The following is a 5,615-nucleotide window of genomic DNA, read 5'->3' on the forward strand; positions in this document are numbered from 1 at the left end:
TCGCCCCGGTTCTGGACGGTTCCCGGACAGACGTCTATTACCATTTCGGATTGTCCAGCGAGGATCCGTTGCTTGAGGGCATGAAAGGAGTCAGGGCCATCGTCCTGGCCGGCTCTGGAGAGCGGATTCGCGATTTCGCAGCCCAGTGGAGCGCCATGAACCGCGGGGCCGAGATTCTGGCCTTTTCCAAGGAAGACAGGTTCACGGCTCGGTACACAGCTGGCGTGCTTTTCGCTTCCCATGGCATGGGCATGCCCAGCGCCTCCATTGCCGTGCAGGAACTCATGCGCTTGCTCTATTTCCTCAAAGGCGGAGATCTGACGGCCTTGGACGAGGTTTTTTGGGCCCGGGTGGGCACCAGCGGCGGGGTCGGCCTGCCCGGCGGAACCGTGGTGGTCTCCACCGAGGGATTGATGGCCGATCTCAAGCCGTTTCGCCTGCTCAAAGGCGGCGAAGGAGAATACTGGTTCGATGGCCGTTTTCCGGAGGAGGTTGCCCAGGCCATACAGTCGGCAAACGAGAGGAGCGGCCTGAACGTGGTATTGGGCAAGACCGTCTCGGGCAATGAATTTTTCCTGGAGCAATTTCGGCTGGACGGGGCCATCAATTTTGAGACGCTCGAGAGCAAGATGGCCTGGCTCGAATGGCTGCATGAGAGCGGGGTGCGCAACATCGAAATGGAAGGGGCCATGCTGGCCGGATATCTCAATCATTGGGGATTTCCGAGAGTTGCCATGATCTGCGCCGTTTTGCTCGACCGGCTCCAGGGCGATCAAATCACCTCGTCTCCTGAAGAGCTGCACCGGTTCAGCCGGTACGCGGGCCGGGTTCTTTTCAACTACCTTGAGGCGTCCTTGATCGATCCGGCCCCTGGCCGGGGTAAACACCGACCATGAGTTCAGGTCTTGAAAGGTTAGGTGCGGTCGTTTCCTGGGCGGAAATCCGGGAGCCGGTACCAAGCTCGGCCTGGGCATGGGTTTTGGCGCGGCCCACTGCACGACCCAGGTTCTGGCCCGGGAAGCGAAACCATAAATGGCTCGGCCGTGCGACGGCCACTGATTCACGCTCAAGAGGTCGATATGTTGAAACCAGCGATTCTAATTTTGACTGTTCTTTGCCTCGTTCTGTCCATCTCGGTTTTGGCCGCCAGAACCGCCTTGGCAGACCAAGGAGATCGTCGGATGCAACTGGGAAAGGCCATCGGCGATTTCCCGGACAAGGCTCAAGCCCTTTTGCGATCGATCGTGCTGGATGATGGTTTCATCGGTGTGATCGACAGCGCAATTGCCCGCGAGCTATCGGCCCAACTGGGGCTTGGCGCCAACGAAACGGCACTGGCCCTCATCTCTTTGGCCAGGATCTACGCTGTCCCGCCCATCTCGAATTTTCAGGTGGGGGCCGTGGCCGTGGGCCAGAGCGGGGCCATGTATTTTGGCTGCAACATGGAGTTTCCCGGTCAGGCCCTGAGCTTTTCGGTGCACGCCGAACAGGCCGCGACCATGAACGCCTGGATGCATGGGGAAAAAGGACTTCAAGCCGTGGCCATCACGGCCGCGCCCTGCGGGTACTGCCGCCAGTTTTTGAACGAACTCTCGACCGCCGACACTCTGGCCATTCTGGTGCGGGACGCGCCGGCAACGACCCTGCGGGCCATGCTCCCTGAACCGTTCGGTCCGACGGACCTGGGCGTGAAGCTCAGACTCATGGACGAGGCCGTTCAGCCCCTCAGGCTGGCCTCGCCCTCGAATGATCCGGTTGTCCAGGCGGCCCTGGCGGCGGCCTCGACCAGCTACGCGCCCTATTCCGGGAATTACGCGGGCGTGGCCATCGAGTCCGCAGAGGGCGTGATCGTGGCCGGACGCTCTGCCGAAAATGCGGCCTACAACCCGAGCATGTCGCCGTTGGCTGCCGCACTGGTGCTTTATAATTTTGCCAACCAGGATTTGAAGCATATCAAACGAGCGGCCCTGGTGCAGGCCAGGGAGGAGACCACCAACCAGGAGGACGCCAGTCGGGCCGTGCTCTCCACCCTGGCTGGTCATCCCGGGCTGGAGGTCCATAAAGCCACGGCCGACAAATAGGTTCTCCTGCCGGAGCGGGTGCTGTCACACCGAGGAAAAAAATATTTTTGACCTATCCTGGCCCCCAATGGACGGACCCCATCGAAACACCGAACCCCGGAGCCACCAATGAACATGGAATCGGATACCATCGCCAAGGTTTTGAAGATCCTCCACGAAGAAATCGTGCCGGCCCAGGGCTGCACCGAACCCATCGCCATCGCCCTGGTCGCGGCCAAGACCCGCGAGGTGCTCGGTCTCATTCCGGAGCGGGTCACGATTTATGTGTCCGGGAATATCATCAAGAACGTCAAGAGCGTGGTCGTGCCCGGCAGCGGGGGAATGGTCGGCATCGAGACGGCCGCGGCCATGGGCATCGTGGCCGGGGACTGCAAGAAGGACCTGATGGTCATCAGCGACATAACCGAAGAGGATATGGTCAGGGTCCGGGAGTACCTGGGGCAGGGCGCCTTCAAGGTCGTCCACGAAAAGACGCCGGTCAAACTCTACGTACGCATCGAGGCCACGGCCGGTGATCAGGGCGCCGAGGTCGAGGTGCAGTACCTGCACACGAACCTGACCCGGGTGGTCAAGAACGGGCGCGTGCTTCTGGACCGAGGGTTCAGCCCGGAAAGTTTCCACACCACCCAGGAAGACCGTTCCATCCTGTCCGTCCGGCTCATTTACGACCTGGCCAAGAGCATAGACCTGGAGCTCATCCGTTCTTTGTTCGAGCAGGTCATCACCCTGAACTGCACCATCGCCGAGGAAGGTCTGCGCAACACCTACGGGGTGAACATCGGGAGCAGCATCCTCAAGAACATCGAGCAGGGTATCTACGGCGACGATCTGCGCAATCGCTGCGCGAGCTATGCCGCGGCCGGCAGCGACGCGCGCATGAGCGGCTGCCCCTTGCCGGTCATGACCACCAGTGGAAGCGGCAATCAGGGCATGACGGCTTCCTTGCCGGTAATCAAGTTCGCCCGGATGATCGGTTCATCGGAAGACGACTTGATCCGGGCCCTATTTCTGTCCCATCTGTGCACCGTGCACATCAAGACCCAGGTGGGCCGTCTGTCGGCCTATTGCGGGGCCATGTGTGCGGCGGCCGGTGTGAGCGGGGCCCTGACCTTCCTCATCGGCAAGGACTACGCCACCACGGCCCACGCCATCGTCAACACCCTGGGGAACATCTCGGGGATCATCTGCGACGGGGCCAAGCCGTCCTGCGCCATGAAGATCGCCACGGGCATCTACGCCGCCTTTGATTCGGCCACCCTGGCCTCCTATCACAAGGATCTGCACGGCGGCGAAGGCATCGTGGGCGGCGATGTGGAGGCCACCATCCGCAATATCGGGGAGCTGGCCAGCTCGGGCATGGAACAGACCGACGAGGTGATCCTCAGGATCATGACCACCGAGTGAGACGAGACGTCCTTTTCAGAAAACTTGTTTCGGCTAGGGCCGAGACCGGATTCCCGACTTCATACCCAGCGTGGTGAGCGGATGAACACAAACGGCGTGCCTCTGAAAATGAACTCCCAGGATTGGGGATGGGTGGCGGTCAACATCGGCATGGGCATTGGGGCCGGAATCGTCTTTTTGCCCATTCAGGCCGGTATCGTGGGGCTGTGGATTTTTCTCCTGGCCGTGGCCGCGGCATATCCGGCCCTGTACCAGTTCCAACGGCTTTTTGTGGACACGCTGGTCGAATCCAGACAGTCCACGGACTACCCGGCGACCATCAGTGAATACCTTGGAAGCACATGGGGGGCGGGACTGGGTCTCATCTACTTCCTGATGTTGCTGCTTTGGTTCTTCGTCTACAGCGAGACCGTGACCAACGACAGCGCCTCGTACATCCAGACTGCGGGCCTGACCGAGGGCCTTTTGTCAGCCAATCCGTTCTACGGTCTGGTCATTGTCCTGTTCCTGGTCCTGGTGGCCTTTGCCAGCCGGACCCTGCTCCTGAATCTTTCCAAGCTCCTGGTGGCGGTCATCCTGGCCTCGCTCGTTCTGTTGGCCTGCATGCTAGTGCCGTTCTGGGATTTCGGCCATGTCAAGGAGATCGGGTCCGTCCGGGAATTGATCACCCAGACAATCGTCACCCTGCCTTTCGCCATGACCTCCATCCTCTTTCTCCAGTCCTTGAGCCCACTGGTCATCTATGCCCGCTCGGCCCACGACGACATCGCCGTCGCGAGGCGCAAGGCCCATCAGATCATGAACTGGTCGTTTGCCATCCTGGCCGGAGTCGTCTTTTTCTTCGCCTTTTCCTGCACCCTGTCCATTTCCTCCGAGCAGGCCTTCCAGGCATTCAGGGCCAACACATCCTTTCTGGCGGTCATGGCCAAGGTCATCCCCGGCACGCTCGTCCCGGCCATGGGGGTGGTCATCGATCTCTGCGCGGTGGTGACCTCGTTTTTTGGGGTCCTTCTCGGCCTGCACGAGGCCTGCGTCGGGCTGTACATGAACCTTTTCGCCAGGAAAAAGCCCAGGGAGGCGATGAGCACAGCCGGATTGTCGGCCGGAGTGGTCGTCTTCATCGTTCTTTTGGGCTGGGTGGCCACTGTTGTGGATTTCCCCATCCTCTACTTCACGAGCATCAGCAGCCCGTTTTTTGCGGTCATTGGGTGCTTCATCCCCGTCATCCTCATCTACAGGGTGGACAGCTTTTCCAAATACAAGGGAATCAGGGCCTGGATCGCCACGGGAACGGGGTGTCTGCTGGTGGTATCGCCCTTTCTGGCCTTTCTGAAATGACTAGGCCCAGGGTTCAGATTTCGCCCAAAAGGTTCTTGATTGTCTTCATTCCATCTTTTTATCGATATACATCTTGTAGCTGAAGTGGGCCTTGTAGGACTGCTCACATCGGCATTAGACTACAAGTTGTGTCATTGGATAGGAGCCCTCGGTTGAAGTTCTTGCTTGAAGGGTTCCCTGACAATGGGGATGTTGTGGAGTTCAGGGAAGATGGTTTGGACGAGTTTTTTTGTCTGCTCAATATTCTCGCCGCTCAAGACGATTTTCGGCTCTGCCTGCTCGAGCAGGAGCATGAGTTCTTGCTCTGGAAGTGGGGTCGTCCTGACCCGATCGACATATTGTCCGGAAAGCGCATCATAGGCGTACGTTGCCGCCAAGGCTCCCTGCTCGATGAACTGCGTGGAGAGATCGGCATATCCGCTCATTGTCGTTTCGTTTTTGATAGTGTTCACGAACACGGGGTAGTGTGTGCAGAAAAGGCCAACTATGTTCAGTTTGTGATTGGGCGGAATGCGCTCGAGAAACTGCCGGACGTCCTCTTGGACCACCTGTTTCTTGATGCCCTCTAGTGCGCCCTGTTCGATCATGCTGACCCAGTTGCCGGGAGCGAACTGGTAAATGAAGATTGTTTTGCCTTGGGGAAGCTTAATGAGACTGCGGGAGAAGAAGTTGGACATTTGCTTGGAAGCGTCTGTCCAGTCGTAGCGCCGGAATTCCTGCAGCTCGCTTTGTTCGAGATTCCCTTGATACGCCTCGGCCAGCCTCGTCGGATAAGCCATGCTCTTCACGGTG

The 5,615-nt window shown here is 59.1% G+C and carries 5 protein-coding genes; 4 read left to right on the forward strand and 1 reads right to left on the reverse strand.

What is annotated here, in order from left to right; genetic code table 11:
* The 4 genes from EOM25_11820 to EOM25_11835 all read left to right on the forward strand — a co-directional run.
* The coding region (locus EOM25_11820; GenBank protein ID NCC25860.1) for a uridine phosphorylase at positions 1–896 on the forward strand (896 nt) is incomplete at its 5' end.
* Between the two features lie 183 nt (positions 897–1,079).
* The gene (locus tag EOM25_11825; GenBank protein ID NCC25861.1) at positions 1,080–2,081 is read left to right on the forward strand and encodes a cytidine deaminase; all 1,002 of its coding nucleotides are present in this window, start codon (positions 1,080–1,082) and stop codon (positions 2,079–2,081) included.
* A gap of 114 nt (positions 2,082–2,195) precedes the next feature.
* Positions 2,196–3,485 carry a serine dehydratase subunit alpha family protein gene (locus EOM25_11830; GenBank protein ID NCC25862.1) on the forward strand — a complete coding sequence of 430 codons (1,290 nt, stop codon included), beginning with the start codon at positions 2,196–2,198 and terminating at the stop codon, positions 3,483–3,485.
* 81 nt (positions 3,486–3,566) lie between these two features.
* Positions 3,567–4,823, forward strand: coding sequence for a hypothetical protein (locus tag EOM25_11835; protein ID NCC25863.1), 1,257 nt, complete (start codon positions 3,567–3,569; stop codon positions 4,821–4,823).
* 131 nt (positions 4,824–4,954) lie between these two features.
* Here EOM25_11835 and EOM25_11840 read toward each other — a convergent pair whose 3' ends face one another.
* Positions 4,955–5,602, reverse strand: a complete 648-nt coding sequence (locus tag EOM25_11840) for a hypothetical protein (protein ID NCC25864.1) — start codon at positions 5,600–5,602, stop codon at positions 4,955–4,957.
* Positions 5,603–5,615: the final 13 nt, after the last annotated feature.

Source organism: Deltaproteobacteria bacterium, from assembly GCA_009929795.1.
Taxonomy (GTDB): domain Bacteria; phylum Desulfobacterota; class Desulfovibrionia; order Desulfovibrionales; family Desulfomicrobiaceae; genus RZZR01.